A 25238-nucleotide genomic window follows, 5' to 3' on the forward strand; every position below is an offset into this window, starting at 1 on the left:
CTATCGCGAGCAGGCTCACTCCTACAGGGGGTTATTTGTTTGCAATGGGGATCAGGACAGGAACCCACCGTCGACATTCAGCGCAACCCCGGTGGTGTAGCTCGACGCATCACTCGCCAGGTACAACACCGCACCGGCCATTTCACTCGGATCGGCCACACGCTTGAGCGGAATCTGCGTCAGCGCCTGCTTGAGGATCGCATCGTTCTTCACCAGTGCCGAGGCGAATTTGGTGTCGGTCAGGCCCGGTAGCAAGGCGTTGCAGCGGATGCCGAATTGCGCGCATTCCTTGGCGAAGACTTTGGTCATGTTGATCACCGCCGCTTTGGTCACCGAGTAGATGCCCTGGAAGATCCCCGGCGAAATGCCGTTGATCGACGCGACGTTGATGATGCTGCCGCCACCGTTTTCACGCATCAGCTTGCCGGCTTCGACCGACATGAAGAAGTAACCGCGAATGTTGACGTCGACGGTCTTCTGGAACGCGCCGAGATCGGTGTCCAGCACGTTGCAGAATTGCGGGTTGGTCGCGGCGTTGTTGACCAGAATGTCGAGGCGGCCGAACTGTTCCTTGATCCCGGCGAAGACTTGGCTGATCTGCTCCATTTCACCGATGTGGCAGGCCACGGCTGTAGCTTTGCCGCCAGCAGCAATGATCGCGTCGGCAACGTGTTGGCAGCCGTCGAGTTTGCGGCTCGAGACGATCACGTGGGCGCCTTGCTGGGCGAGCAGTTTGGCGATGGCTTCACCGATGCCACGGCTGGCGCCGGAGACGAAAGCGATCTTGCCTTCGAGGTCGAACAACTGAGTCTTGGACATAAGGGTTCCTGGGTGTGGGCCGTCAGAGGCTCGATTTCGCAATGACCTGCAAGCTCATCTGCTCCAGCAGTTTGTTCATGTGAATGAACTGCGCGAAGCGTTTGTCCTGGGTCTGGCCATGGTAGAAGCGGTAGTAGATCTGCTGCACGATGCCGGCCAGACGGAACAGGCCGTAGGTGTAGTAGAAGTCGAAATTGTCGATCTGGATGCCCGAACGTTCGGCGTAGTAATCGACGAACTCGCGGCGCGTGAGCATGCCCGGCGCGTGGCTCGGCTGGCGGCGCATCAGTTGCACTGGCGCCGGGTCGTCGGCTTGAATCCAATAGGCGAGGGTGTTGCCCAAATCCATCAGCGGATCGCCGAGGGTGGTCAGTTCCCAGTCGAGCACGCCGATGATCTGCATCGGGTTGTGCGGGTCGAGGATGACGTTATCGAAGCGATAGTCGTTGTGGACGATGCTCGAGGTCGGGTGGTCGGCCGGCATCTTGTCGTTGAGCCAGGCTTTGACCTGTTCCCAATGTGGCGCGTCCGGGGTCAGGGCTTTTTCGTAGCGTTCGCTCCAGCCTTTGATCTGGCGGGCGACGTAGCCTTCCGGTTTGCCCAGGTCGCCGAGACCGCAGGCGGTGTAGTCGACGCGGTGCAGTTCGACGAAACGGTCGATGAAGCTTTTGCACAAGGCTTCGGTTTTTGCCGAATCGAGGCCCAGTTCCGGCGGCAATTCCGAGCGCAGGATGATCCCGTTGACCCGTTCCATCACGTAGAACTCGGCGCCGATCACCGATTCGTCGGTGCAGTGCACGTAGGCCTTCGGGCAATACGGGAAACCGTCACGCAATTGATTGAGGATGCGGAATTCGCGGCCCATGTCGTGGGCGGATTTGGCCTTGTGGCCGAACGGCGGACGGCGCAGGACGAACTCCTGTTCCGGGTATTCCAGCAGGTAGGTCAGGTTCGACGCGCCGCCGGGAAACTGGCTGATCACAGGTGTGCCACTCAGGCCCGGAATGTGCGCCTTGAGGTACGGATCGATCAGGCTGGCATCAAGTTCTTCGCCGGAGCGGATACGGGTGGACTGGTCAGTAAGCGCCATGCTTATCCCTTCTGCTTATTTTGGAGGCCAGACATCATTGGCTAATCTAATGGTGCGCTCAGGTCGCCACAAGCGCGGGTCGGTCTTATAGGTTAGCGTGTTGCCGGATAATCACCTTTGGGAATGTGCGCGAAGGGCCGTGGCAGACTAAGGTTTAGCGGGTATGCCATGGGCAAAAAGGAGCTTTGAAATGGGCTGTCCGCAAGTCTGTGCCACGGCCACGCTGCAATGCAGCTTCGGCGCTGCGCCGTCGATGCTCAATGTGTTGCCAGTGAACCGCACGCTGACCGGCGGGATGCCGGCGGCGAACATCATGGATCACATCCCGTTGGTGAATATCCTGCCGTTTGGCGTGTGCATGAGCCTGGCCAACCCGATGGTCGCCGCTGCAACTGCCGCCGCGCTGGGGGTGTTGACGCCGATGCCGTGTATACCCGCGACGGCCACACCGTGGATTCCCGGCGGGGCGCCGACGTTGTTGCTGGGCGGGATGCCGGCGATCGATGCCAACTCGACGTTGATGTGCAACTGGGCGGGGGTGATCAAGATTGTGGTGCCGGGACAGATGCAGATGCTTATTCCGTGAGCCGCTGAACCCTCACCCCAGCCCTCTCCCTGAGGGAGAGGGGGCCGACCGAGGTGTCTGCCGAGATACATCGACCTGAACGACCGAGTCGATTACGGATTCACAGCAGGTCTTTCACGTCGGCGTGACTCGCCAATCTCCCCCGATCAGTTCCCTCCCACCCGGGGAGGGATGGGGAGCCGACCGAGGTGTTCCGAAAAAACTGTCGACCTGAACGACCGAGTCGATTATTAGCCCTGCGCATCGAATCGAGTCGATTATGGATTCACGGCATATCCTTCACGTCGGTGAACCTCTTCAATCTCCCCCAATCGGTCCCCTCTCCCTCTGGGAGAGGGCTAGGGTGAGGGGCTCTTCTGGGCTTTCAGGCCTGCTGCGGATCCGTCCACTGCCGATACCACCAGCGCACCCGCGAAATCGGCTTGCCGTCCGCGCCCAGCGGCCGCCCATCTTCGGCAAAGCCTTGCTCCGGCTCCAGCAATTGTCCGTTCACATAGCGCGCCTCCAACGCCGGTTTGCCATTCGGATGAAAGCGCTGATAACGCCCCTCACGCACGCCATCGCGATAAACCTCGGCTTCCGCCACTTGCCCATCCGGGAAGTAATTGAACGCCTGGCCATGCAACAACCCGCGCCGATAGGTTGCCTTGCGCTGTAGAAATCCCTCCGGCGCGTAAAAACTGGCCACGCCCTGCAACTTGTCACGCACAAACGGCATCTGCGCCGAGACCTTGCCGTTGGGGTGATAGAGCAGCGACGTGCCCTGTAACTCGCCCTGGCTGTAATGCAGATCCGCCTGCCTACGCCCGTCATTCTTGATGTTCAGCGGCCCATCAAGCTGACCGTCCTGCAATCGCCCCTTGAGCTGTTTGTCATCCTGCTGCAGATCCAGCGGTGTGATCGCCATGACTTTTCCTTGTTCAGTTGACCTGCACCAGACCGCCCTTGATGGTCAGCATGCCGCCACCATCGACGGTCTGCGAGGCGGCTCCCTTGTTGGTCAGGCTGATCCCGGCATCGTTGGTCAATGTGGTGCCGGCCTTGTTGTCCAGAGAAGTGCCGGCCTGATTGGTCAGCGCGGTGCCGGCCTTGTGCGTGATCGAAGTGCTGGCCGAGGTTGCCAGATCGGCGCCGCTCTTGATCGTGAAGCTGCCGCCACTTTGCAGGGTGAGGGTGCCGCTGACCTTGATCGTCAGGTTGCCATCCACCGTCAGGTTGTAATCGCCGGTGACCTTGTCGGTGTAATTGCCGCCGGTGCTGTGATTCTGGTCGGCACCGACTTTCACCGTACGGCTGTCCTTGACATCGAGGCTGTCGCTGCCGGTCTGAATCGTCACGCTGCGTTTGCCTTTTTCCAGGGTCACAGTCTCGTCACCGTCCTTGACCGTGCGGGTGCGGGCGTTCTGCACGGTGAGGGTTTCATCGTGACCGACGGTGGCCGTGGTGTCGTTGAGCACGTTGATATTCAGATCCTTTTGCGCCTGCAAAAACACTTCTTCGGCGTCTTTCTTGTCTTCGAAGCGCAACTCGTTGAAGCCACCGCCACCCTTGGAAGACTGGGTCTTGATTCCGGACTGGGTCTGATTGGCCGGCAGTGCATAGGGCAGGGCGTTGTCGCCGTTGTAGACGCAACCGGTCACCAGCGGCCGATCCGGATCACCGTCGATAAACGTGACGATGACTTCCTGACCGATGCGCGGAATGAACTGCATGCCAAAGCCCTTGCCGCTCCAGGGCAACACCACGCGCACCCAGCAGGAGCTGGTTTCGTCATTCTTGCCGTCGCGATCCCAAGGGAACTGCAACTTGATCCGCCCGTACTCGTCGGTCCAGATTTCCTCGCCGGACTTGCCCACCACGATCGCGGTCTGCGGGTGCATGCGCGGTTTTGGCGTGACCCGTTGCGGGCGATACGGTGTGGCCTTCGGGATCGCTTCGAAACGGTTGCGATAGCGCTCGTGGCTGACGTCGTGGGTGACCCGCGTCACTACCCAATCGATATTCAGACTGGCATCGTCGTGGCCTTCGAGGGTGAACCAGTGCCCCGGCACCAGCCACCGACAGTCGCTTTCGCCGAGAAAGCGTTTTTCCTCACTGCGCAAGCCGTCAACGCGTTGCTTGGTCAGTGTATCGCCGCGTGCCTTGGCGGTATAACCGCCCGGATGCTCGTACATCGACAGCGGCCCGGCCACCGCTTCAGCCTGCCCGTACAGTGAGGTGGTCGGTGTGGTGAATTCATAATCCGTCGCCCGATAGACCCCGGCCACTGCTTGCAGACAGACCTGCCCGGAGCGGATGCCATGCAGTTCACGCTCGCCAAGGCCCTGGCCCAGGTATTTGACTGTCGGCCCGTTGGGAATCGGTACGAAAGCGTCGTTGCTATCGCCCAGCACCAAGGTGTGCTTGCCTGCATCGTGGGTGTAAAACCAGAAAATCCCTTCCTCCTCCAACAAGCGCGAGACGAAGGCAAAATCGGTTTCAGCGTATTGCACGCAATATTCGCGTGGCGTGTAGCTACCGGTCAGCGATAACTGAAAGTCGCTGAAACCGTGGGCCTTGAAAATCGTCGTGACAATGTCCGAGGTGGCGAGGTTCTGGAACACGCGGTTGTTGCTGGCCAGGGTCAGCCACCACAGCCACGGGCGCAGCACCAGTTGATAGCGCTCGGCGGTCGCATCGGCGGGGAGTTGACGAATTTCGGCGACGAGGGCATCGAACGGGCGCAGCTGCGCGTCATTGTGCAGGGTGGTGGTGACGTGGGTGGCGACGGCGCTGGTCAGGGTGAGTGAGGTGCCGTCATTCAGCCCGTTGAGCGTTTGCGCGCTCAGACTGTTCAGCGCTTCGTCGCCGGAAAATGACTCAGGATAGAGCGCCGACAGCGAAGTGGCGGTGAGGGAAAGGCTGGTGTTGCTGTCGGTGGCGCGGGGCATTAATCACCCTCTGTTCTGCAGACAGATTCACACGCGGGCGGCTGCGCCACCAGACGTGAATCCGTGGTTAGTTTTTGGGGAAAAGCTCTTCTTCAAATGTCGCGCAATGAGGCGCATGAAAGGTCGGCACATTGACGGCACCACCGGCGTCGAAAATCATTTTTTTCACTGCTTCACCATGGTTGAGAAGCTTTATCTCGCTGTGAAAACAAACGCTGCTGATCGCCGACAAAGGCAGAGTAAGCAACAGCAGTTCGCGGTTTTTCTGCGTGCTGCCATCGGTGTGTGCCTTGCTTTCCTCGGCGGTGGCCTTTGCTTTCGCACCTTTGCGCACGACACCCCCTCCTTTGGCCCTGAGGTTGTAAGTGATCAGGCCTAACGTCGGGTTTTCTGCCGTGACGCGCTGGGCATCGAAGCAGTACAGATTAAGCAGCAGGAAATCCTCATGCTCCGGTATTCTGGCCAGATCCACTTGCAATAACACGCCGTCGAATCTGCCGAAACGGTACCCCTCGTTGCCATGCAATGCCTTCGGCGTCGACCCGAGCGGAAGGCCTCGCTGTACGGTGCTGCCGTCCTCCTGATTGACGAACGCCAGTTCACGAATGGACATGCGCGCATGGTCATTCACTGACTCGGCGAAATCGTACTTCTGCGCAACGCTTGCACTTTTTCTTCGCGGGTCGCCTTCCAGATCTGGCACATGCTTGCCCTTGAGGACCTGGTTTGTCAGGAGTATGTCGAAAACGTCCCAAGGTTTTTCCACATAGGCATAGCGCCGGGTAAAACGCAGGAAGTGGTCTTTTACATAGTGTTTTTCTTTCTCGGAGAGAATGCCGTGCTTCTTTACATAAACGGGTCGGAGCAGGCCTTCCTCGCCGACGATTTTTTCAAACGCGTTGTCCCCGGTCAGGATATGGAACATCTTTTCCTTGCTGCCGCCGAGACTGACATAGATGCCGTTCTCCTCGACAATCGCGATGTTGTGCATGCGTGCGCGCAACGTGGTGATCGTCACCCCGATCGTTTTGAGCTCCTGGGGATAGATATCGCGCAGATAGGTCTGGCGGGCCTTCTTGTTGTCCTCCATCACCAGGTGCTGGTAGACAAGCAGATTTTTTCTGGCTTCCAGTGCTGCCTTACGTGCTTTTTCAGTCGCCCTGATACTTATGATCAGGCGGCCGATGCTGGCTTGCAGGGGCTCTAATGAGGGTTTGACTTCGCAAGGGTGTATGGACAGCTGTTCGCCGTATGGCATGGGCGTACTCCTTTACTTGGCTCAAACGTTTTCGGTTGCCAGTTTGGGTTGATGTCCGTGCGGCGAGGCTGGCGGCTGTTTATTCCAGGACCCACTCCGCCAACTTCCCCGTCACCTGGGTCATCAAGACGTTTTCAACATCCCGCGCACCCGCCGCGCTGCACTTGGCGAGCACCGCTTTGACAATCCCGGAATCAAACTCGAACTGTTTGCCGGTCGCAGCTTTGTAGCGACCACGCAACTTCTCGAGCTTGGCCAAGACAATCCCTTCCAGCGTCGCCTCATCCAGCGGCCGATACGCGACCACGGTCATGCGCGCCAGAAACGCCGGGCGGAAGGCTTGCAGCAAGACCTTATGCAACGCCTCGTTGAAAGCCTCGGAACCAAGTTGTGCAACCGGCGTATCAAGTAAAAGCTCGGCGCCGACGTTGCTGGTGGCGAGCATCACGGTGTTCTTGAAGTCCACCACCAACCCGGTGCCGTCCTCCATCAGGCCTTTATCGAACACGTTGTAAAACGCCTCGAGCACATCCGGATGGGCCTTTTCGATCTCATCGAGCAGCACCACCGAATACGGTTTGCGCCGCACCGCTTCGGTCAGTACGCCGCCGCTGCCATAACCGACATAACCCGGTGGTGCGCCTTTGAGTTGGCTGACGGTGTGAGCTTCCTGATATTCCGAAAGATTGATGCTGATCAGGTTGCGTTCACCGCCGTACAACGCATCGGCCAGGGCATAAGCGGTTTCGGTTTTGCCCACGCCCGTGGGGCCGACCAACAGGAACACACCCACTGGTTTTTGTGGGTCGGTGAGTCCGGCGCGGTAGGCTTGCAAGCGTTGGGCAATCGTGTTCAGCGCCGTACTCTGGCCCATCACCCGCTGGCCCATACGCTGACCAAGGGTGCGCACGGCGTGGGCTTCGTCGGCGAGCATTTTGCCGACCGGGATGCCGGTCCAGCCGGCAATCACGGCGGCGACGGTTTTCGCGTCGACCTGTTCGGGCACCAACGGATCGTCCTGGCGGATCGCATCCAGCCCGGCCTCAAGGCGCAACAACTCGGCGGCCAGATGATCGATGCGGCTGTCGGTGGCTTCATCGGGCTTGTCGCTGTCGGCGCGCTCGCTCAGATCGAGCAGTTCGCGGCGCGTGTCGAGCAGCTCGCGCACGGCCACACGCTCTTCGCCCCAGCGGGTTTCCAGTTCGCGGATAGCCTGCACGTTATCGGTCGATTCGCTTTCCAGCAGGGTGATGCGCTCGCGATGATCCAGGCCTGTCGCCTGTTCGCGGCGCAAGCGTTCGACTTCATCCTTGAGGCTGTTCTGTCGGTGGCGCAGGCTTTCCAGGGGCGGCGGGGTATCGTGCTGGCCGAGGGCGACCCGGGCGCATGCAGTGTCGAGCACGCTGATGGCTTTATCCGGCAACTGGCGACCAGAGATGTAGCGGTGCGAGAGCTTCACCGCTTCATGGATCGCCGCGTCGAGCACTTGCACGCCGTGGTGCTGTTCGAGTTTGGCGGCGACGCCACGGAGCATTTCCACGGCAGTGGTTTCGTCCGGTTCCTCAACCTGCACGAGCTGGAAGCGGCGGGCGAGGGCCGGGTCTTTCTCGAAGTATTTCTTGTATTCCATCCAGGTGGTCGCGGCGAGGGTGCGCAACTCACCACGGGCCAGTGCCGGTTTCAGCAGGTTGGCCGCATCGCTGCCACCCTCGGCACCACCCGCGCCGATCAACGTATGCGCTTCGTCGATAAACAGGATGATCGGTTTGTCGGCGCTGCGTACCGCATCGATCACGCCTTTCAAACGCTGTTCGAATTCACCTTTGATCCCCGCGCCCGCCTGCAACAGACCCAGATCCAGCACGCGCAAACTGACTTCCTGCAATGATGGCGGTACGTCCCCGGCGGCAATGCGCAGGGCCAGGCCTTCGACCACGGCGGTTTTGCCAACACCTGGCGCGCCGACCAGAATTGGGTTGTTCTGTCGGCGGCGCAGCAGAATGTCGATGCATTGGCGAATCTCGCCGTCGCGGCCAACGATCGGATCAATGCGCCCGGCATGCGCGTCGGCGGTCAGGTCCTGGGTGTATTGATCGAGCACTGAGTCCTGGCGTGGTGCCGGGTTTGCAGAAGACACCGCGCGCGGGCCGACATGCTCGCGAGAGTTTTCCGTCCATTCCAGCAGGTTCGCGCGCAGTGCTTCTTTGGGAATCCGCAGCAACGACGAGGCACTGTTGAGCAATAAACTGCGGCGCTCATCGCGATCAACCAGCGCCAACAACAGCAACCCGGAACGAATGCTGTCGAGCCCCAGCACACTGGCCTGCACTACCGCGTCTTCGAGCAAACCCAAGGTGTGTGACGACAGTGCTGGCGTGCGCGTGCTGCCGGCCTTGAACAGATCCAGCGCCTTGTTGATCTCCGCCGTCAGGGCGTCACGTTCGAGGCCGAAGCGTGGCAACAGAAAAGCCAGATCGCCGCCCTCGATGTCGAGCAGTTCCAGCAACAGATGTTCGATCTCGACAAAGTGATGGCCACGCTGCAAGCACCGTTGCGCGGCGCGTTCAAGGGCGCGGCGGTTGTCCGGGTTGAGGCGTCCGATCAGGCTGGCCAGTTCCATTTCAGGTGATCTCCAACTGGCGAAGACGGGTTTCGATGCGCTGTACAGCGAGGCTGGCCTGCCGCTGCAGACCGCCGTTCCAGGTGACCTGCGCCGGCGTCTGACGATTGAGTTTCAGCGGTCCGGCTCCGCGTATCAGCAGCACCAGCGTCACGTCCAGATCCGGGCCGAAGTACAGCGCGGCGAGGCTGGCCAGCGCCGGATGCGCTTCGCCGTCCGGCAGGAACCGCCCGGCCTGCGTCGAGGGCAACGGTCCGAGCGTCAGACGAATGCCTGCATGTTCATCCCAGACCCGCGTGCCGGCGACGGCGTTGCGCCCCAGTTGCAGATTGCGCCCTCCCGGTTTGATGACGCTGCGACTCGCCGGCGGAATCTCGCGCCACGCACCTTGGTAAGCGCTCAACTCGACCGGCACGGCAAACTGCTCGCGCACAATCGCGGCGAACCCGGCCAATGAGCGGCGGCCATCGGCAAACAACGCGGTGCAGGCCAGCACCGCACAATCAGGAACCGCTTGGCGTTCCTGCAAAGACTTTGGCAACAAGCCGGTCAGCGCGCGCAGTTGCGCCTGTACCGGTGACGCGCCGGGGGTGACAAAACCGATGGCGATGCGGTGCTTGCGCATGACCTTGTAGAGCAAACTGAGCAGGCGATGCTGGAACAGATCGAGAAATTCGGCAGGCGCATGATCCTTGGCTCGCGCCCGTTGTTGCAGCCATTCCTGCCAAGCATAGGGCAGGGGGCCGTCGGGGCCGCCAAGGCCGAAGATCGGCGTGTCGAGGGTCAGCGATTCACCCGGCACCTCGCGCAGGCTTTCGATCTGGCTGGCGGCGAACATCGGCGTCAGAGGCCCGCGCAGTTTCAATGCTTCCGCTTGCGGCGAGGTGCCGCTGCCGAGTGATTGCGCCTGCGGCTGCTCGCGCTCGAGCAACAACAATGCCTGCAACCACTCGAACGCCTGCGGATCACGGCGCAGGCGCTGGCTCAGGGTCAGAGTGACAGGGGCATGCCGGCTTGGGGTTGCCATGCCTTGACCTCCTTGTCTTCCTGCATCAACACCGTGCGCACAAAGCGATTGGCCGTGGCGTACACCGAAAAGAACTGCGCCAGCACCGCCGAAAACAGCACCGCGCTGCTGCCGACAAAATGCTGTGGATCAAGTTGCAACTGCACTTCGAGACCATTGCGCCAACCGCGCCATGCATCGCCGCCGACATGGCCGATCACCCGCTCGCAACTGAGGCTCAGCAGGCCTTCGATCTGCCGTACCGCACTGGTTTCATCGCGCAGGTTATGCAGATGCAGGATATCTTTAAGAGCATCGAGCGCCTGCGGACCTTCGACCAGTGACAAATGGTTGAGAGTCAATTGCGACACCAGCCGCCAGCGTGAATCGCCATCCAGGCGCGGCAGACTTTGCGGGCTCGGCGGGTTGCGCAGGCGAGCCCATGCCACCGGGCCAGGGCGTTCGAAACCCAGCGGTGTCCCGGCGGGCAGGCTTTGGGCCAAGTGGCGGTTGGTACACAGCAACTCGGCCGTCAGGCTGTAGTCGGGCAGATCGGTTTGCGGTTCGAACCGGGTGTCGACCACGCTCACCAACAGGTCGCTGCCGAGCCGGTTCGCGGTCATGCCGCTGACCCGGCGCGCATGCCAGTAGCGTTGTTGATCGCCGCCGCTGTGCTGACTCCCGTAATAGGCTGGCAGCCGTTGCACGCCGGTACTGGAGCTGGCGCGCATGCCTCGGATGCTGTGAATCTCGACGCTGTTTTCGCGGTGGCTGTCGGCAATCAAGCGGTACTCGCTGCGGGTGCCGTCCGGGCGTAGCGGCTCGGAGGTGCGCGGGAACAGGTTGATCACTGGCGCGCAGCCCAGAGCGATGTCGCTGGCCTGCAAGTGCAGGCGGCAGCCCGGCGCCCGGTCGAACACGATGTACAGATAAAGCGTCTGACAGTCACTGGCGACACCGCCCAGCGGCAGATCGAAAAAGTGAAATTTGTCCGGGAAGGCGAAGTACTCGGCCAGCAAACGCATGCCCGGATGCACACCGTCTTCATCCGGCAACATGACTTCGTCATCACTGAAACCGACGGTTTTCGGCAGGCCTTTGAGTACGATCGGCACGCTGCCCGGCGACCCGGCCAGCACTTGCACCGCATGGGCGCCGAGCAAGTCATACAGGGCGGCATTCACCACTGGCGACGCGGCCAGATGGATGCGCAATTGCTCGATGCCAAGTTCCGCCCATTGGCTTTCGCCAAGGCAGCGCAAGCTCAGGCGCAGTGCCGAGCGCGATTGCGCGACACCGGTCAGCGCTTGCGCTTCATCACCGCCAAGCAACAGCACTTCGCTGACTTCGAGCGGCCACAGACACACAGCGGCCGAGGTGCGAAAGTGAATGCTTTCACCTTTGCCGGTGGTCACGAACAGGGGGGTGTCGCGGGGTAGGGGATAGCCCTCGTCGAGGTTGCCTTTGCCTGGATCAGGTTCGAACTGAACGATGGCGCAGGACGGCAACGGGCGCATGGCCAACGGGTAAAGCTGTTCAAGCAACGCATCGCTGAATTCGGCGTAATCGTCATCGAGCCGTCGTTGCAGACGTGCGGCCAGCAGGGCAAAACCTTCGAGCAACCGCTCGACATGTGGATCGGGGCATTCGCCGGGGGACAATTGCAGGCGCCGGGCGACTTTCGGATAACGTTCGGCAAACTGGCCGCCGGCATGCCGCAGCCAGGTCAGCTCTCGCTGGTAGTAATCGAGCAGTTGCGGGTCAATCGAGTCGCTCATGGCGCACCTCCAGCCCTTGCCCGCCGGGCTCGATGACAAATGCCACCGGCCAGTGTTGCTCGCCGCTGCGCAATTCGCCGATCAAGCGAATGCTCATTCGCTGCGGTTGTTCGGGCACAGGATTGACCTGAACTTCGCCGAGTTTCAGGCGCGGTTCGAAATGAGTGATGGCTTCGCGGATGTCCCGTGCCAGCCGCCGACGGTCATCGCTGCGTTGTTGTTGCAGTGCACTCCAGTCGGCGATGCCGTAATCGATCACGCTGGGCGGCTGGGTCAGTGTGCGCGGACCACGGCGGGTGTTGAACAGGCGCCCGAGCTCGGCGTGCACCGAGTCGAGCAGATCCTGCCGATCGAACTCCCGCGTGCTGTCGGCCTCGCTGGAGGCGAGGCGTTCGAGCAGCGGAGGTAGGATGCCGGTGCCAGCCATGGCCGGGGCGTCCGGTTAGCTGACAAGCTTGTTGGCGGCCATGTCCCAGGTCGACGCGGCGGTGCCTTCCTTGGTGCCATCGTCTTTCTGTGCGGTGAGTTCCCATTTGATCTTGGTGAAGTTCAGCGACAGGGTTTCCACCGGTTTGCCGCCGGTGCCGCCGCTGACGCTGACGTTGGAAATCACCACGTTGGTCAGGGTGTAGACGATGAAAGGCATCAACTGTCCGCTGCCCTCGGCGGCGTTGCGACCGATAGTGATGATGGCTTCGGGGATCGGTTTGCCGGCGCAGCAGTATTCGTTGAGTGACGGCGTCGAGCTGTCGATGAACTTGGTCAAGGTGAATTCGCCGACATGGGGTTTACCGGAGGTTCGCTCCGAGTTGCTGACATCGTTGGTCACTTGCATCGCCACATTGTGGCTGTAGGACATGACTTCGATCTTGTCCGCAAAACCTTCGAGCAGGCTGTCGCCTTTGATATCGCCGCCGAGGTCGAGAATGATTGCATCCATCGCTTGAAACTCCTGAAGGGTGTCGCGCTAGATAGAGAAAGCCCCCACCGCAGCTGCGGCGAGGGCAAAGCAGGTCAGGCAGCAACCGGTGGCGGCAAAGTCGCCACCAGGCGGATCGACGCGGTGAGCTCTTCGAGCTGGAAGTGCGGCCGCAGGAACACCGTCGCGCGGTAGGCGCCGGGCTTGCCGGCGACTTCGGTGACGTCCACGCGCGCTTCACGCAACGGGTACTGCGCCTTGATTTCCTGTGACGCGTTGTCGTTGATCAGCACGTAGTCGGCGATCCAGTTGTTGAGGTAGCTCTGCACGTTGTCGCGGGTCATGAAGCTGCCGACCTTGTCGCGCATGATCACCTTCAGGTAATGGGCGAAACGCGAGGCGGCAAGCACGTACGGCAGCATCGCCGAGATCCGCGCGTTGGCGTTGGCCTCATTGGTGTTGTAGACCTTGGATTTGTTGGTGGTCTGGCCGCCGAAGAACACCGCGACGTCGCTGTTTTTCTTGTGGCACAGGGCGATGAAACCGAGGTCGTTAAGCTCTTTCTCGCGACGATCGGTGATCGCCACTTCGGTCGGGCATTTCAGCGACAAATCGCCGGAGCTGGTGCGGAACGTATGCGCTGGCAGACCTTCCACCGCGCCGCCGCCTTCAGCGCCACGTATCGCCGCGCACCAGCCGTACTTGGCGAAGGCTTCGGTGATGCGTTGCGACAGCGCCCACGCGGCATTGCCCCACAGGTATTTGCTGTGGTCGGTGCCGTTGACGTCTTCGACGTAGTTGATGCCTTCCACCGGCGAGGTGTCGGGGCCGTAGGGCAGACGCAGGAGGAAATGCGGCAGCACCAGAGACACGTAGCGCGAATCTTCGCTCTCGCGGAACGAGCGCCACTTGATCAGCTCCTGGCTCTCGAACACCTTCGACAGATCACGCGGCACGGCCAGTTCGGTGAAGCTGTTCATGTCGAACAGGCGCGGGCTGGCGGCGGCGATGAACGGCGCATGCGCAGCAGCGGCAACGTTCGACAGTTTCTCCAGCAGGCCGATGTCCTGCGGGTGGCGGCCGAAGGTGTAGTCACCGACCAGCAGGCTGAACGGATGGCCACCGAAGGTGCCGTATTCTTCTTCGTAGATTTTTTTGAACAGCGCGCTCTGGTCGAATTCGACGGCTTTTTCCAGGTCGTTCTGCAACTCTTTCTGCGTGACATTGAGCAGGCGCAGTTTCAGCCGCGTGCTGGTTTCGGTGTTCTGCACCAGCATGTGCAGACCGCGCCACGAGGCTTCGAGTTTCTGCAGATCGGGGTGGTGCAACACCTCGTTGAGCTGGGCGCTGATCAATTCGTCGATCTGGCTGATACGGTCGTTGATCATCGCCACGGTGTCCTTGTCGATGGCCATGCCTTCGTCGAGGACCTGAGTGGCGAACTCCGCGAGCATGTCGCGGGCGTAATCCTGCTGACTGTCATCGTGGGCCATGCGGCCTTCGGCGATGATTCGGTCAAGCAGCGACAAAGTCTCGGCTGCGGCGTTGTCGCTGGCTTGTTTCTGAGCTGAAGCGGGCATGGCGAATTCTCCCCTCGATTAAGTGGACGATCAGGCTTGCGGTTCGGCCGGGGCCTCGGCGTCAGCGGCCGGGGTAGCGGTGTCCGGGCGGGCCGATTTGATTTCCTGCAGGCCTTCGGTGTTGGCGATCACGTCGCGCAACAGCTTGTCCAGGTCATCATTGCCGTCGAGTTTGGTTAGCAGATCGCGCAGGCGCTGGCGGGCCTCGAACAGGCGGCGCAGCGGGGTGACTTGCTCCACCACCTTGACAGGGTCGAAGTCATCGATGTGTTTGAAATTGAGCTCGATGTTGAGCTTGCTGTCGTCGCCGCTCAGGGTGTTGTTGACCTGCAGCGTGGCGCGCGGGCCGATCGAGGCGAGCACTTCGTTGAAGTTGTCGCGGTCGATTTCGGTAAAACGCCGGTCAGTCAGTTTTGCCAATGGCTCAAGTGGCTTGCCCGACAGATCGGCAAGAATCCCGACCACCAGTGGCAGTTCCTTTTTCTCGATGGCGTTGCCGATTTCGACGTCGTAAGTGATTTGCACTCGGGGCGGGCGCACCCGGTCGAGCTTGTGCTGAGTACTTTCTGCCATGACGGCGGACTCCGATGCGATGAGCGGGCGCAATGCATCGGGGAGGCCCGTTCATCGCTTTCCCTTGCTGGACCGTAGGTTAGAAAGGGAGGCAGATGACCTGTCGTTCCTTTGACAAACCTTCTTGATTCGGCTGTAGGAACCGAACTACCCAAGACGCTAGAACAGGTCTATAAAAAAGCAAGCAAAAACATTTTTTGACAGGCTCGTGAAAAGGAAAATTCATTTTGCGTAGACGACTTTTTCTAACACTGCTGTTTGCGTCCCTGGCCGGTTGCTCCCTCTTCGGGCCGAGGGTGGACCTCGACAGCCTGACCCTCGACGTCGCGCCCAAAGCCAACGACGACACGCCGATTGCCGTGGATTTCATCGCGGTCGCCGACCCTGATCTGCTCAAGCAATTGTCCGGTATCAGCGCCAGTCAGTGGTTCGCCGGGCGCGAGCAGTACCAGCGCGACTATCGTCAGTTGATGAGCGTGTGGGGACTGGAGCTGGTGCCGGGGCAATTCATCGACCGCCAACCCTTCCCGTTGGGGGGCAAGAAGGCCGCTGGACTTTTGGTCTTCGCCAGCTATAACACACCCGGAGCGCACCGATTACGCCTCGATGATCAACGCGAGGCATGGCTGAAATTCGACAGTCGCGAGATGAATCTGGTCAGCCGGGAAAATTGAAAACACCGCTCGCCGCCGGCTTGCGGCAGGGTCGAAAGGAGTCGTATGAGTCTGCTACCTGACGCGGTTTGCTGGCACGAAGGCATGCAATTGCTGCCGCAGCATTTTCAGTTGCAAGGGCTGCGGGCCGAAGCGCTCGGTGCGCATCTGGCGCAAGCCTGCAACCCGTGGTTCTGGGGTGTCAGCCACATGGAATTCGACCCTTCGGCGCTGAGTGCCGGGGTGGTGCGGGTGGTGTCGCTGCAAGGGACGATGCCCGACGGCTTGCCCGTGGATTTGCAGGCCGGGATCGGGCCGACGCTGGAACTGGATGTCGGCGCGGCGATTGATGCCACCGACGATGCCACCGTTACCGTTTACCTGGCAATCAGCCCGATGTGGCGTGCCGGGCAATTGCTGCCGCTCAAGGGCCGGATGCAGTCGGTAGTGGGGGAGGCGTTGCCGGATCTCACCAGCGGTGAATTTCCCGAATCAATTACCGTGTGGCGACCCAATCCGCGTTTGTGCACGCAACTGAACAAAGCCGATTCAATCTGCCTGCCGCTGCTGAAAATCCGCAAGGAGGGTGGTGGATTTCTGCCGTTGTCCTACACGCCACCGACGCCGATCCTGTTACCGGAATCCGCACTTGGCCGACGCATCGCCGGGCTCTGCGCGCGGGCACGGGAGAAATGCCTGTTTCTCGGCGGTCGCTTGCGTCAGGCGCAGCAGGCCGGCAATCAGGACGACGCGCTGGAAATTCGCCGTCAGTTGACCGCGTTATGGGCGCGCCTGTCGGAAGTCGAAGGCGCACTGAACAGCCGCATCGCCCATCCGCAAACCCTTTATGTGCATCTGCTCGGACTGGCGGGCGCGTGGTCGGCGCTCGATCCGCTGGCCGGTGTGCCGGCGTTTGCCCCGCTGGATTTTGTCGAATTGCAGCGCGGTTACGACGCGGTGCTGCAATGGCTGGAAACCACCCTGGAAATGATTCGGGCCGGTTATCGCAGCCTGCCGTTCGAACGCAGTGAGCAGAGCTTCTCGATTCAGTTGCCGGAGGAGCAGCCGAGTCAGCGTCTGGTCATCGGTCTGCGCATGCCCAACGGTGCCAGCGAGCAAGCCGCGATCGACTGGTTGCGTGGCGCGATCATCGCATCGGCGCCGCACATTGCGCTGCTCAGCCGTCAGCGCATGAGCGGGTTATCCCATCAGGCCATGAGCCGCAGTGAGCAGGTTGCCTACAGCGTCGGCGAAGACACGCGCCTGTTTGTGATCACTGCCGCAGGCGCGTGGTTCGATGCGCAACTGCCGCTGATGATTGCTGCGCCGGCGGCGAAGCTGACCAGCAGTCCATGGCAAGTGGTGCTGTTTATCGCCCAGAACAATGAAAGTGCCTGATCACACAAGGAACGCCGTATGTCGCAGGGAAGTGCCGCAAGCCTTGGGTTGCAGGACGCACCGTTGAGCAGCGCGTTCCGCCAGACCTGGCAGCAATGGCAACAGGATTGGGTGCAATTGCCCAAGGACAGCGAGGACGAAGCGGCGCTGGTCGAGACCGTTGTCGAACTCTCGACGCAGGCTTCGCAGCGATTGTGGCGCACGGCCTATTCGCGGGTCGGCGATTCGGCGACCGAACAGGTCAAGGCATTGGTATATGCATTTGTCGCGCTGGTCGACGAAACCCTGCTGTTCACGCCATGGCCCGGCCAAGCGGCGTGGCAGGAAAAACCCTTGGAGTCGCGTCTGTATTCCAGCCGTCAGGCGGGCGAACGAGTACCCGCAGCGATTCAAACCTTGCTCGAAGAACAGCAGCCGACCACTCGCGATCTGGCCAACGTGTACCTGCAGTGTCTGATCCTCGGTTTCCATGGCCGTCTGCGCGGTGAACACAGTCAGGCGCAATTGGAGAAATGGCGGTTGGCGCTGTACAACCTGGCCTGGCAAGACGAAGCCAGTTACGCCGATGTCAGTCAGCGCCTGGTGCAGCCCTCACAAACACCGGTGCTGCAACTGCCGGTGCGCACGGCGCTGCCGGATGGCTTTCGTCTGGCACTGGGTATTCTGGCGATGGTGCTGTTGTTGACCGCGCTGGGGCATTGGTTGTGGCGGGACATCGGCCAGGAGTTGGCGCCGGCACTGCAAAGCGGCGATAGGGTGAGTGCGCCGGAGCAAGCCTCATGAGCCCGCTGACGATCGTTGCGTGGGGTATCGCGTTGCTGTTGTTGCTGGTGATCATCGTGGTGGCGGTGTGGTGGTTGCGCACCCAGAGTGGCGCAGCGATCCGCAGTTTCTATGCCTCCGTGCGCCATATGGAGCGCGACCAGGGCAATCTCGACCGCTATCAGATGCCATGGTTGCTGATGCTCGGCGACGAAGTCCAAGGCACGCAACTGGTCACAGAATGGCGCCTGCAACCGACCGATAAACCGGCGTGGTTCGGTCGCTGGTGGTCGGACCCCGAAGGGGCTGTGCTGGTGGTGCCGCAAGCATTGTTTCTGCCGGACGACGGCATGCACTTGCAACGCGGCAGCTGGTGGCGGCTGCTCGGCCTGATCCTGCGGCTGCGCAGTAAACGGCCGCTGGACGCAGTGGTCTGGACGGTGCCAGTCAGTCGTCTAAGTAATCTCGAACAGGCAACTCAGTTGGGTCTGGCCGCGCGTCGGCGCTTTATCGACCTGCTGCAACGCTTCGGGCTTAGTGTCCCGGTGTATGTGATTGTCACCGGGCTTGAGGAATTGCCGGGGGTTCAGGATCTGATCAGCGCCTTGCCGCAAGAGGCGCGCGAAGCTACGTTGGGCTGGTCGTCACCCTATGCGCGCGATGCTGTCTGGCAAGGCCAGTGGAGCGATCAGGCGCTGGATCGTCTGCACCGTGCGGTGGCCGAAGCGGTGATTGAAATTGGCACCTTGTCCGGGCAGTTGAGTGCGGATCTGTATGCCTTGCCGGATCGTCTGGAAACCTTGCGGCGCGGTTTGCAGAACGTGTTGGAGCCGGTGTTTCAGGGCAATGCGCAAGGTGAGGCACCGTGTTTTCGTGGTGTGTATTTCACCGCCAATGTGGCCGGGGAGGATGCGCAGGACGGGTTTTCCGTGGATGACAGCGGCTTGCAGCGCAGCGCCTTTGCCCGACAGCTGTGGCGCCAGCGACTGGTCGGTGAGCGTGGTCTGGCGCACGGCGTACCGCGCCTGTTGCGTCTGCGTCAGCGTTGGCAGCGGCTGACTGCCGGGATCGCGCTGGTCGTCGGGGTGGTCTGGGCGGTGGCGATGCTGTGGGTCTGGCATGCGTCGGTCAAGGATGCTCACGAACTGGCGCGGCAGATGCAGGGCGCGCAAAAGGGCTACGTGGCGATCAGCGATGAAGCGCAGCGGGTCGACTCGACCCGGCGCAATGTGCAGACCTTCTGGCGCGTACTGGAACGCGCGCCGCACTGGAGCTTTGTCTCGCTGGTGTTCCCGACGTCGTGGTTTTCCTCGCTCGACAATCAGCTCGAGCAGGAAGTCTTGCAATCCACCCAGCGTCATATGGTGGTGCCGCTGCATGACCTGCTGAACGCGGAGCTTACGCAGATCAAGGCGATCCGCAGCACCGACCGGCGCAGCAGTGTCGAAAGCGACGACCCGGCGCAGTGGCAGAACTATCTGAAGGCGACCGATCTGGTGGATCGGGCACTGCGATTGGAGCAGCAGAATCAGCTGTTCAATCAGCTGCAAAACAATCAACGCGCGCCACTGGACGACCTGGTGCAACTGAGCAACACCGCGCTGTCGCTGAACCTCAACACCGGCACCTTGCCCTACGCGAACTTCTACAATCGGTTGCTGGTGACGGGCGAAGACGGCAGCTTGCCGGCACTCGACCTGAGCGTCGACCGGCCGCTGATCGTCAGCAACTTTTCCGGATTGACGCAACGCTGGCTGGATCAATATTTCCTCGCCGACAACTTTGTCAGCAAGGCCGGTTACCTCAAGTTGCACCTGGATCAACTGGAGGCCGGCAGTGGCAACAGCCTGGGCGAGCTCGAAGAGCTGACTGCGCTGGTCGACGATCTGCAAGCGGCGATTGCCCTGACCAATGCAACGTGGAGCCGTGGCAAAGGCCAGGAATTGGTGCCGGGTTATGGTGACTTTCTCGCCAAAGTGGGCAAGAGCACATTGTTGGGCGCGCAAGTCCAACAAGACCTCGACACGCAAGCGTCACGCTTGCAGCAGAGTTTCCGCGATCAATGGATCGCCCAGGTCGGCTCCCGGGACAATTTGCTGGTACAGCAAGTCAGCGGGCAATTGGCGTTGCAAGAGCAAGTGGTGAAACTCGATAACGCGATACAGGCGCTGTTCAAGCGCGACTTCGTTTCGGTCGCCCTGCGTGCCAGCGAAGACAACGTCAATATGCAAGGCCAGACCGTAGACGGTGATGACCTCAATGAATCGCTGAAATATTTCGCCGACTACAACAGCTACATCGCCGAAGAACTGCCTCGCATTCCACCGGACTATCGCGTTGCGGTGCTCAAAGCCGCCGAGCGTGCCGCCGCCCAGGCGATGTGGTTGAGCCTCAAGGATCACAACGATCAGGCGCATCCTTACGCTGTGTTCAATGTGCAGGCCGAGCAAGCCATGGCCCTGCAAAAGGCTTTCGTCGAGGTGCATCGCGCGGATCTCGCCACGCGTCTGCAAACGGCGCTCAACCGCCGCGCCATGGCGCAGCTTATTGGTGGTCTGGATGAAATCACCGCGCAACCACTGTTCGGCGGACGGGCCGAGATCAGCCAGTGGGACGGCTCGAAAAACCTCGGTCTGGAACTGTTCGGCGCCAGCGACGTGCAGGATCTGAAACTGAGCCTAAAGCAGCAGTTCAACACCATGCTCGGCATTACTGAGCGGCGGACGTCATCGTTGCAGTGGCTGACAACGCAGCAAGCCAATCTGTCGGCACTGGATTACGAGCGCGTGACGCAGTTCAGTGCGCTCAACGACGAACTGCGCAAATACAAAGAGGCCAACCCGGCCAGTTCGCCGGCACAGATCGAGCAACTGGTCAGCCGCGATTTCGTCGAGATGGACGTCAATTCCTGCCTGCAAATGTTGCAGACCGCCAACGTCGCCGGCGGACGCGGCACGTTGGCGATGCGCGCGGTTGAGTTGCAGCAGGAGGCCATGCAGCGTTGCCAGATGCTGCAAGTGCAACAGGCCGCTGCGGCGTGGAATGAGCTGGCCAACTACTTCAATCAATATCTGGCGGATCGTTTTCCGTTCGCCAACGGCGTGCAGATGCAGGATGCCGATCCGGCGCGGGTTGAATATTTTCTGCAACTGATCGACAAGAAACTGCCGGTCGCGCAGGCCGGCCTTGCCACCAACCAGACCCCGGAGCGCCTGGCCGCGACGGACTTTCTCAATCGCCTGAAGCAGGCCAGCACTTGGCTGACACCGCTGTTCGTGCGTGACAAGAGCGGCATCCTTGGCGTCGAGCTGGACGTGCGCTGGCGCACCGATCGCGATGATGAACTGGGCGCCGATCAGGTGATTGCCTGGGGCTTGCTCGCCGGCAATCAGCAAATCAACTATCCGGCAGCCGAGCAGCCGAACCTGCGCTGGATGGTCGGCCAGCCTGTCCGCCTGACCCTGCGCTGGGCGCGTAACGGCAAGGAGCGGCCGGTCAATGATCCACTGCAACCGAATCTGGTGGTGCGTGATCTGGAGGCCGGTTGGGAGTACGGCGGGCCATGGTCATTGCTGCGCCTGATGCGCGCGCATTTCTCGGTGCAACGTCAGCCAAACGTGGATTACACCGATTTCCCGCTGACGTTGCGTTTACCCGTGACCGGGGCGCCGGACAGCGTCACCAGCGACTTCACGCGAATGTTCGTGCGCCTGTCGCTGATGAGCCAGGGCTCGAAACTGCCGCTGTCGATCGCGCCGTTGCCAACCCGCGCGCCGCGTTCGCCGTTTCAGGTGACCGGCAGCACCGCCGCCCTTGAATCGCAGAAGGAAGACTTGTGAGCCTGCCATCGACCACGTTGCCGGACTTGATTGACCAACTGCTCACACCGCTCAGCGCGGATGCGCCGTGCGGCGTCGATCTGCGCTATGAACGTGAGTTCGACCAGTTGCGCGACCTGCGTCGCGAAGACGACGCCAGTCTGCCGACCGGGGTCTGGCAATCGACGCTCAAGCGCGCGAACTGGCCCGACGTCGAAAAACTCACGACGACGTTATTGCTCGAACGCAGCAAGGACCTGATGCTCAGCGCCTGGCTCGGCGAGGCGTGGCTGCACTTGCAAGCGCTGGACGGCTTGCCTGGGAGTCTGGCGCTGGTCGCCGGGTTGTGTGAGCGCTTTCCCGAGCATCTGCACCCGCAGGCCGAGGACGGCGACCAGTCGTGGCGGGTGATTCCGCTGGAATGGCTGGTGCGCCGGTACAGTGAAATATTGCTCACGCGGGTGCCGTTGTTTGGTAGCCGCAACAGCGATTTCGAGGCTTACACGCTGGAAGTCTGGCGGCGCTTGCAGGTGCAGCAAGTGCAGACCAACGACAGCAAGAACGCCAAGACCTCGGCGGAAACCGCACGCAATGAACAGAAGAAGCTCAACGAACAAATCCGCGCCACGCCGCTGGCATTCTGGCTGCGCACTCAGGGCAATCTGCTCCTGAGCCTGCAACACTTGCAACGGCTCAACACCTGGAGTGATGGCTATCTGGGGGATCAGGCGCCCGGATTGCGCCCCTTGCAGGACACTATCCAGGCGCTGCTGAAACTGGTTCAGGAGTTTATCGCCATGCACCCACAACAACCGGCACCGCCACCGCCGCCGGTCGAAGCCCCCGTCGCCGTTGCGCAGCCGGAAGAACCCGCACCGGTAGCCTTGGCCTTTCGTGAGCCGGCCAATCGCGAAGAGGCGTATCGCCAACTGCTGCTGATCGCCGAATACCTCGCCCGTACCGAACCCCACAGCCCGGTGCCGTACCTGATCCGGCGCGGGGTCGAGTGGGGCAACAAGCCGCTGAGCGAATTGCTCGGTGAATTGATCAGCGCCGACGCTGAATCGCGGCGTTTGTGGACGTTGCTAGGCGTGCTTTAGTGCACGCGCTGGTTGTTGAGTTTTGGTGGCAGCGCGATGGGCGTCAGCACCGGTTCGCCGGAGAAGAACGCGACGAGGTTTTTGCCCACCAACTCCACCGTGCCTTGCGTGGCTTCCGGTGACAGGCCGGCAACATGTGGTGTCAGCAACACGTTGCTCAGGGTTTTCAGCCCATCCGGCACTTGCGGCTCGTGGTCGAACACATCCAGTGCGGCACCGGCGATCCTGCGTTGTTCAAGCGCGGTGATCAGATCCGACGTGGCGATCACACTGGCGCGGGCAATATTGACGATAAACCCTTTCGGACCGAGCGCATCGAGCACTGCGCGGGTAACCAGATGCTGTGTGCCGATGCCGCCGGGCGTGGCGACGATCAGGAAGTCCGACGCTCGCGCCAGTTCGGTCGGCGTCGAGCAGAACGCGTACGGCACATCGTTGCGCACCTGACGGCTGTGATAGCTGATCTGCATGTCGAAGCCGAGGTTCGCGCGTTTGGCGATCGCCATGCCCACTGCGCCGAGCCCGAGAATCCCCAGGCGTTTGTCGGCCAGTGACGGGCGCATGATCTTCGGCCACTCCCCACGGCGTACGGCAGCGTCGCAACGCGGGATGTCACGGACCAGCGCCAGCAGCATCGCCATCGCATGGTCGGCCACCGATGAGGCATTTACCCCGGCGCCGTTGGTGACGGTGATGCCGCGGTTGCTCGCGGCTTGCAGGTCGACATGCTCGTACCCGGCACCGATCACCGTGATGATTTTCAGCGCGGGCAGGGCGGCGATTTCATCGGCGCTGAGGCCCAAAGGGCCACGGGTCAGCACTGCGTCGATGCGACTACCGTGGGTGGCGATGGCTTGCGCACGTTCGGCGGGTGTGGGGGCGAGAATCAGGTGGAAGCCCTGATGTTCGAGGATCGGCAAATAGTCATTGATGGTTTCAACCAGTACCAGAACGGTTGCGGGCATTGCGCGGCTCCTGTGAACGTCTGCGGGGTGGTCGCGAAAGTTGTTTCAGAGTGCTGAATCCGCAGCGACTTGGCAATCGTTGTCATTCGCGCAGTAGTGCTTTGATTCTGGACGGCTTCGGACAAGAAGCAAGGCTGGCAGCACACCGGTGATCCGGTGTGCTGTCGGTATCATTGAGCCGCTTGGGCTTTGGCTTGTTCAGCCATCGCGAGTGGCTTGATATCGTAGGTCGGATAGAACTCGGTTCGGTAACTGCCCCATGCGGTGTTTTCCAGCGCCAGGTTCACTTCCGCCAGACGCGAGACAGGAAAGCGCACGGTCACGACCTGGCCGATCCCCATCATGATGTTCCAGCTCACCACTTCGACTCCGGCCGGGGGGAACGTTTTATGGAAACCCTGTTGCGCGAGCTGGGCCTTGAGTTCGCTTAACGGGCGGGTTTGATCATGTTTCAGAAACACGGTCAGCATCATTGCGTTGTCGGCAGTGGCGACGGCATTTTTTGCGGGCTGGGTGGCAGCTTGTGCGCTGACCCCGGCGCAATAGACAGAAGAAATCAGTAACGTCGACATCAGCAGGGTTTTAAGTGGCTTTTGCATAGCGAACTCCTGGTTTTATTGTTTGATGGCGGACTTGGTTTCTATTGTTCCGGTATAGGGCGCATGAACGACATGAATGCGCACGAGAGGATTGTTGTCGACCATGTCGCGGGGGACTTCACGAGAATAAGTGAACTCACGGTCGTTCAATGTTTCCAGGCGCCTGACAACTGTTTTGCTCGGGCCGATATCCGGCACAAGAATGTGCTGTTGCTGATCGCCGGTGACAAAGAAATAACCGCCACCACCGTTGTTGTACTTTGATTCGCCGGTATCGGCGTAAAAGAACTCGTATCGATTACGCTCGGGATCCCACGTCGATATACCAACGACGCCGGGGTACTTCGCTTTGACGTCGGTTTCCGGGGCGCCGTCGATGTAGACCTTGGTGGTCAGCCATCGCGGCGAAGAAGCCAGCTCGCGGACGTCGGCATTGGCGTTGGCGAGCGGGGCAAGCAGTGCGGCCAACAGCAGGCCGGTCATCATGTTCTTTTGCATGCTGCGTCCTCTTGATCACACTTCAATTATTGGTCTTCGAATTCAGGGCGATAAAAATATAGACCTGCCGTGGAACATTGTTCAATGGCTGGGTAGTTGTTTGTAACAAATGGCTGGTATTGGGTTTTTAGTAATGTTTTGTTGTGAATGTTTTTGGCTGTTTAAGTTGTAGGAATATTCTGAAAGGTTGTTGGTTGATTCACTTGTTTGTTGGTGTTTTCTGTAGTTGCCGTCGCTGTTGTAAGTGACTAATTACACGATGCTGTAGGACAAGGGACGCCGTAAT

The 25238-nt window shown here is 60.7% G+C and carries 21 protein-coding genes; 6 read left to right on the forward strand and 15 right to left on the reverse strand.

The genetic code is table 11. The features are described from left to right. Nucleotides 1–51: 51 nt before the first annotated feature. Nucleotides 52–819 carry an SDR family oxidoreductase gene (locus HU718_RS12065; protein WP_102902013.1) on the reverse strand — a complete coding sequence of 256 codons (768 nt, stop codon included), beginning with the start codon at nucleotides 817–819 and terminating at the stop codon, nucleotides 52–54. A gap of 22 nt (nucleotides 820–841) precedes the next feature. Further along, nucleotides 842–1909 carry a phosphotransferase family protein gene (locus HU718_RS12070; protein WP_102902014.1) on the reverse strand — a complete coding sequence of 356 codons (1068 nt, stop codon included), beginning with the start codon at nucleotides 1907–1909 and terminating at the stop codon, nucleotides 842–844. A gap of 190 nt (nucleotides 1910–2099) precedes the next feature. Here HU718_RS12070 and HU718_RS12075 point away from each other — a divergent pair, with 190 nt between their 5' ends. Continuing rightward, nucleotides 2100–2495: a DUF4280 domain-containing protein gene (locus HU718_RS12075; RefSeq protein WP_016985257.1), complete on the forward strand. Its 396-nt coding sequence runs from the start codon at nucleotides 2100–2102 to the stop codon at nucleotides 2493–2495. 364 nt (nucleotides 2496–2859) lie between these two features. Here HU718_RS12075 and HU718_RS12080 read toward each other — a convergent pair whose 3' ends face one another. The 10 genes from HU718_RS12080 to tssB form a co-directional block, all read right to left on the reverse strand. After that, entirely contained in the window at nucleotides 2860–3402 is a 543-nt protein-coding gene (locus HU718_RS12080) for a toxin-antitoxin system YwqK family antitoxin (protein WP_150708382.1), read from the reverse strand. 13 nt (nucleotides 3403–3415) lie between these two features. Then, nucleotides 3416–5425, reverse strand: a complete 2010-nt coding sequence (locus HU718_RS12085) for a type VI secretion system Vgr family protein (RefSeq protein WP_186614246.1) — start codon at nucleotides 5423–5425, stop codon at nucleotides 3416–3418. Between the two features lie 67 nt (nucleotides 5426–5492). Next, complete coding sequence (locus HU718_RS12090) at nucleotides 5493–6683, reverse strand: hypothetical protein (protein ID WP_186614248.1); 1191 nt, start codon at nucleotides 6681–6683, stop codon at nucleotides 5493–5495. Nucleotides 6684–6762: 79 nt separating this feature from the next. Continuing rightward, entirely contained in the window at nucleotides 6763–9303 is a 2541-nt protein-coding gene (gene tssH / locus HU718_RS12095; RefSeq protein WP_186614250.1) for a type VI secretion system ATPase TssH, read from the reverse strand. Between the two features lies 1 nt (nucleotide 9304). Then, nucleotides 9305–10330: a type VI secretion system baseplate subunit TssG gene (gene tssG / locus HU718_RS12100; RefSeq protein WP_186614252.1), complete on the reverse strand. Its 1026-nt coding sequence runs from the start codon at nucleotides 10328–10330 to the stop codon at nucleotides 9305–9307. Further along, on the reverse strand, nucleotides 10294–12087 hold the full coding sequence (gene tssF, locus HU718_RS12105) for a type VI secretion system baseplate subunit TssF (RefSeq protein ID WP_186614254.1): 1794 nt from the start codon (nucleotides 12085–12087) through the stop codon (nucleotides 10294–10296). Before tssF ends, tssG begins: the two co-directional genes overlap by 37 nt. Further along, nucleotides 12071–12514 carry a type VI secretion system baseplate subunit TssE gene (gene tssE / locus HU718_RS12110; RefSeq protein WP_150708388.1) on the reverse strand — a complete coding sequence of 148 codons (444 nt, stop codon included), beginning with the start codon at nucleotides 12512–12514 and terminating at the stop codon, nucleotides 12071–12073. The genes tssF and tssE overlap by 17 nt, the downstream gene beginning before the upstream one ends. A 15-nt stretch (nucleotides 12515–12529) precedes the next feature. After that, the gene (locus tag HU718_RS12115) at nucleotides 12530–13027 is read right to left on the reverse strand and encodes an Hcp family type VI secretion system effector (protein WP_016982930.1); all 498 of its coding nucleotides are present in this window, start codon (nucleotides 13025–13027) and stop codon (nucleotides 12530–12532) included. Between the two features lie 74 nt (nucleotides 13028–13101). Next, complete coding sequence (gene tssC, locus HU718_RS12120; protein ID WP_186614256.1) at nucleotides 13102–14586, reverse strand: type VI secretion system contractile sheath large subunit; 1485 nt, start codon at nucleotides 14584–14586, stop codon at nucleotides 13102–13104. Nucleotides 14587–14616: 30 nt separating this feature from the next. Beyond that, nucleotides 14617–15159: a type VI secretion system contractile sheath small subunit gene (gene tssB / locus HU718_RS12125; RefSeq protein WP_102902022.1), complete on the reverse strand. Its 543-nt coding sequence runs from the start codon at nucleotides 15157–15159 to the stop codon at nucleotides 14617–14619. A gap of 227 nt (nucleotides 15160–15386) precedes the next feature. Between tssB and HU718_RS12130 the strand changes: the two genes are divergently transcribed. Genes HU718_RS12130 through tssA form a run of 5 tightly spaced genes read left to right on the forward strand, consistent with a single transcriptional unit; the run spans nucleotide 15387 to nucleotide 22890 of the window. Next, nucleotides 15387–15833, forward strand: a complete 447-nt coding sequence (locus HU718_RS12130) for a type VI secretion protein (protein WP_150794700.1) — start codon at nucleotides 15387–15389, stop codon at nucleotides 15831–15833. Between the two features lie 45 nt (nucleotides 15834–15878). After that, nucleotides 15879–17210 carry a type VI secretion system baseplate subunit TssK gene (tssK, locus tag HU718_RS12135; RefSeq protein WP_186614258.1) on the forward strand — a complete coding sequence of 444 codons (1332 nt, stop codon included), beginning with the start codon at nucleotides 15879–15881 and terminating at the stop codon, nucleotides 17208–17210. A gap of 18 nt (nucleotides 17211–17228) precedes the next feature. Further along, entirely contained in the window at nucleotides 17229–17993 is a 765-nt protein-coding gene (locus HU718_RS12140) for a DotU/TssL family secretion system protein (protein ID WP_186614261.1), read from the forward strand. After that, a complete protein-coding gene (locus HU718_RS12145) occupies nucleotides 17990–21811 on the forward strand; it encodes a type VI secretion system protein (protein WP_186614263.1) in 3822 nt (1273 codons plus the stop codon). The genes HU718_RS12140 and HU718_RS12145 overlap by 4 nt, the downstream gene beginning before the upstream one ends. Then, nucleotides 21808–22890, forward strand: coding sequence for a type VI secretion system protein TssA (gene tssA, locus HU718_RS12150; protein ID WP_150729990.1), 1083 nt, complete (start codon nucleotides 21808–21810; stop codon nucleotides 22888–22890). Before HU718_RS12145 ends, tssA begins: the two co-directional genes overlap by 4 nt. On the opposite strand, the gene HU718_RS12155 is transcribed toward tssA, so the two are convergent. The 3 genes from HU718_RS12155 to HU718_RS12165 all read right to left on the reverse strand — a co-directional run bounded on the left by HU718_RS12155 (nucleotide 22887) and on the right by HU718_RS12165 (nucleotide 24952). Continuing rightward, entirely contained in the window at nucleotides 22887–23855 is a 969-nt protein-coding gene (locus HU718_RS12155) for a 2-hydroxyacid dehydrogenase (protein WP_186614265.1), read from the reverse strand. The two genes, tssA and HU718_RS12155, sit on opposite strands and share 4 nt — an antisense overlap. A 170-nt stretch (nucleotides 23856–24025) precedes the next feature. Then, nucleotides 24026–24454 (reverse strand): hypothetical protein, encoded by a 429-nt coding sequence (locus tag HU718_RS12160; protein ID WP_150708393.1) that lies wholly within the window; start codon nucleotides 24452–24454, stop codon nucleotides 24026–24028. Between the two features lie 15 nt (nucleotides 24455–24469). Further along, entirely contained in the window at nucleotides 24470–24952 is a 483-nt protein-coding gene (locus tag HU718_RS12165) for a DUF4822 domain-containing protein (protein ID WP_102902029.1), read from the reverse strand. Between the last annotated feature and the right edge of the window lie 286 nt (nucleotides 24953–25238).

This window comes from Pseudomonas tensinigenes (assembly GCF_014268445.2).
Taxonomy (GTDB): domain Bacteria; phylum Pseudomonadota; class Gammaproteobacteria; order Pseudomonadales; family Pseudomonadaceae; genus Aquipseudomonas; species Aquipseudomonas tensinigenes.

Coding starts and splice junctions, on each gene's coding strand:
- HU718_RS12065 (WP_102902013.1), bottom strand. CDS start 819: ATGTCCAAGACTCAGTTGTTCGACCTCGAAGGCAAGATCGCTTTCGTC.
- HU718_RS12070 (WP_102902014.1), bottom strand. CDS start 1,909: ATGGCGCTTACTGACCAGTCCACCCGTATCCGCTCCGGCGAAGAACTT.
- HU718_RS12075 (WP_016985257.1), top strand. CDS start 2,100: ATGGGCTGTCCGCAAGTCTGTGCCACGGCCACGCTGCAATGCAGCTTC.
- HU718_RS12080 (WP_150708382.1), bottom strand. CDS start 3,402: ATGGCGATCACACCGCTGGATCTGCAGCAGGATGACAAACAGCTCAAG.
- HU718_RS12085 (WP_186614246.1), bottom strand. CDS start 5,425: ATGCCCCGCGCCACCGACAGCAACACCAGCCTTTCCCTCACCGCCACT.
- HU718_RS12090 (WP_186614248.1), bottom strand. CDS start 6,683: ATGCCATACGGCGAACAGCTGTCCATACACCCTTGCGAAGTCAAACCC.
- tssH (WP_186614250.1), bottom strand. CDS start 9,303: ATGGAACTGGCCAGCCTGATCGGACGCCTCAACCCGGACAACCGCCGC.
- tssG (WP_186614252.1), bottom strand. CDS start 10,330: ATGGCAACCCCAAGCCGGCATGCCCCTGTCACTCTGACCCTGAGCCAG.
- tssF (WP_186614254.1), bottom strand. CDS start 12,087: ATGAGCGACTCGATTGACCCGCAACTGCTCGATTACTACCAGCGAGAG.
- tssE (WP_150708388.1), bottom strand. CDS start 12,514: ATGGCTGGCACCGGCATCCTACCTCCGCTGCTCGAACGCCTCGCCTCC.
- HU718_RS12115 (WP_016982930.1), bottom strand. CDS start 13,027: ATGGATGCAATCATTCTCGACCTCGGCGGCGATATCAAAGGCGACAGC.
- tssC (WP_186614256.1), bottom strand. CDS start 14,586: ATGCCCGCTTCAGCTCAGAAACAAGCCAGCGACAACGCCGCAGCCGAG.
- tssB (WP_102902022.1), bottom strand. CDS start 15,159: ATGGCAGAAAGTACTCAGCACAAGCTCGACCGGGTGCGCCCGCCCCGA.
- tssK (WP_186614258.1), top strand. CDS start 15,879: ATGAGTCTGCTACCTGACGCGGTTTGCTGGCACGAAGGCATGCAATTG.
- HU718_RS12140 (WP_186614261.1), top strand. CDS start 17,229: ATGTCGCAGGGAAGTGCCGCAAGCCTTGGGTTGCAGGACGCACCGTTG.
- HU718_RS12145 (WP_186614263.1), top strand. CDS start 17,990: ATGAGCCCGCTGACGATCGTTGCGTGGGGTATCGCGTTGCTGTTGTTG.
- HU718_RS12155 (WP_186614265.1), bottom strand. CDS start 23,855: ATGCCCGCAACCGTTCTGGTACTGGTTGAAACCATCAATGACTATTTG.
- HU718_RS12160 (WP_150708393.1), bottom strand. CDS start 24,454: ATGCAAAAGCCACTTAAAACCCTGCTGATGTCGACGTTACTGATTTCT.
- HU718_RS12165 (WP_102902029.1), bottom strand. CDS start 24,952: ATGCAAAAGAACATGATGACCGGCCTGCTGTTGGCCGCACTGCTTGCC.